Genomic DNA, 2,364 nt, shown 5'->3' with positions numbered 1-2,364 from the left:
GTGGTGAGAGGACGCGCGATGGCGGCGGAGAAGGTGGCGCTCGTGACGGGCGCCGGGTCGGGCATCGGCCGGGCGAGCGCGCTGCGGCTCGCGGCCGACGGCATGACGGTCGTGGTGCTCGGGCACCGGCAGGAGAGCGCCGACGAGGTCGCCGCGGAGATCCGCGACGCCGGCGGGACCGCGGTGCCGGTCGCGGCCGACGTCGCCGACGCCGAGGCGGTACGGGACGTGGTGCGGCGCGTCGAGGAGGAGCTGGGCCGGCTCGACGTCGTCGTCGCGAACGCCGGGGTGAACGGCGTGTGGGCGCCGGTCGACGAGATCGAGCCCGAGGAGTGGGACGCGACGATCGGCACGAACCTCACCGGCACGTTCCTCACGCTGCGGTACACGGTCCCGCTGCTCGTGCGGCAGGGCGGTGCGGTCGTCGTCGTCTCGTCCATCAACGGCACCCGCACGTTCAGCAACTCGGGCGCGTCCGCCTACGCGACGAGCAAGGCCGGGCAGGTCGCGCTCGCGCGCATGCTCGCGGTCGAGCTCGCGCCGCGCGGGGTGCGCGTCAACGTCGTGTGCCCGGGCGCGATCGACACCGAGATCGGCGACAACACCGAGCAGCGGAACACCGAGCACCTGGGCGTGACGGTCGAGTTCCCCGACGGCGAGATCCCGCTCACGGGGTCCGAGCCCGGGCGGGCGTCGCAGGTCGCCGACGCGGTCGCCTACCTGGTGTCCGACGGTGCGAGCCACGTCACCGGCACCGAGGTGTTCGTCGACGGGGGCCAGTCGCTCGTCGTGTGAGCGCGTCGCGTGAGCCGCGACCCGGCCGGACGTCACGGGCTCGTCGTCATCACCGCGAGCGCGTCCGCGTCGAGCGGCCGGTCCGCGAGCACCAGCCGGACCGCGTCGGGGTCGGGGTTGCCCACGTCGGGGCCACGCCAGACGAGCGTGAGCCCGAGACGCTCGGCGAGGCGCCGGGACGCCGCGTTGTGCTCGAGGAGGTACGCGACGACGGGGACGTCGGGCCGGACCTCGCGGGCGGCGTCGAGCGCGGCGCTCGCGAGCTCGTGCGCGAGCCCGCGACCCTGGGCGTCGACGGCGAAGCGGTAGTACACGTTCCACACGGTGCCCTCGCGCAGCGTCACGCCGCCGATGCCGACCACCCGGTCGTCCGCGCGGTCGCGCGCGGTCCAGTAGCCCAGGCCGTCCTCGTCCCACGCCGCGGCGTACCGCTCGAGCTGGGTGCGGGTCTGGTCGGTCGACGTGTGCCGCCCGGACGGCAGGTGCTCCCACAGCCGCGCGTCGGCGTTGAGCGCGAACACCGGCTCGGTGTCGTCGACGCGCACGGCGTCGAGGCGCAGGCGGGCGGTCAGGACGTGGCGCAGGTCGGTCACCGCTCGACCGTAGGGGGCGCCGTCCGGTCCTGCCCACGCTCACACGGACGGGTCCCGCAGGTCGCCTCCGGCGGCGGAGTCGATGAGGCCGGCGGCGTGCGCCGTGCGAGCCGGCCGGACGCTCAGGAGTCGGCCGCCGTGTCGCCGGCCGGGCGGACGAGGCCCGCGTCGAACGCGGCGACCACGAGCTGCACGCGCGTCGCGAGGCCGAGCCGGGTGAGCATCGAGCTGACGTGGCTCTTGACGGTGGCCTCGGTGAGCGCGAGCGCGGTCGCGACGTCGGCGTTCGTGGCCCCGGTCGCGAGGTGCACGAGCACGTCGCGCTCGCGCGGCGTGAGCCGGTCGAGCACCTGTCGCGCCGCCGGTGACGCGGTACGGGACCGGACCGCGTCGGCGGCCTCCGCGAGCCGCACGTACCGCGCGACGACGTCCCGCGTGACCGACGGGTCGAGCAGCGAGTCGCCCGCGTGGACGCGCCGCACGGCGGCGACCAGCTCGGCGGGGTCCGCGTCCTTGAGGAGGAACCCGTCCGCGCCCGCGCGCAGCGACGCGACGACGTACTCCTCGTCGTGGAACGTCGTGAGCATGATCGTGCGGGTGCCGTGGAGCGTCGGGTCGGCGACGAGCGCCGCGACCGCGTCGATGCCGTTGCCGTCGGGCATGCGGATGTCCATGAGGACGACGTCGGGGCGCGTCGCCCGGACCACGCAGACCGCGTCGTCGCCCGTGCCGGCCTCCCCGACCACGACCATGTCGTCCTCGTGCTCGAGGATCATGCGCAGCCCGAGCCGGATCGTCGGCTGGTCGTCGACGACGACGAGTCGCACCGTCACCGCGCCGCCTCCGTCAGGGCGACGTCGGGACCGCCCGCCGTCGCCGTCGGGAAGGACGCGTGCACCGTCCACCCGCCGTCGGCGGTGGGGCCGGCGTCGAGGCGACCGCCGCACGCGCGCGCCCGCTCGCGCATGTGGACCAG

Annotated in this window: 3 protein-coding genes; 1 reads left to right on the top strand and 2 read right to left on the bottom strand. The window is 75.6% G+C overall.

All coding sequences use genetic code 11. The annotated features are described in order from the left end of the window. Positions 1-795 carry an SDR family oxidoreductase gene (locus HGA02_RS16640; protein WP_425483075.1) on the top strand — a complete coding sequence of 265 codons (795 nt, stop codon included), beginning with the start codon at positions 1-3 and terminating at the stop codon, positions 793-795. A 32-nt stretch (positions 796-827) separates the two neighbouring features. Here HGA02_RS16640 and HGA02_RS16635 read toward each other — a convergent pair whose 3' ends face one another. Beyond that, positions 828-1,388 (bottom strand): GNAT family N-acetyltransferase, encoded by a 561-nt coding sequence (locus HGA02_RS16635; protein ID WP_343035553.1) that lies wholly within the window; start codon positions 1,386-1,388, stop codon positions 828-830. Positions 1,389-1,510: 122 nt separating this feature from the next. Next, positions 1,511-2,221, bottom strand: a complete 711-nt coding sequence (locus HGA02_RS16630; protein ID WP_168680240.1) for a response regulator — start codon at positions 2,219-2,221, stop codon at positions 1,511-1,513. Positions 2,222-2,364: the final 143 nt, after the last annotated feature.

It is taken from the genome of Cellulomonas septica, from assembly GCF_012396155.1.
In the GTDB taxonomy this organism is placed as follows: Bacteria; Actinomycetota; Actinomycetes; order Actinomycetales; family Cellulomonadaceae; genus Cellulomonas; species Cellulomonas septica.
This window is presented reverse-complemented; position numbering and strand designations above follow the sequence as displayed.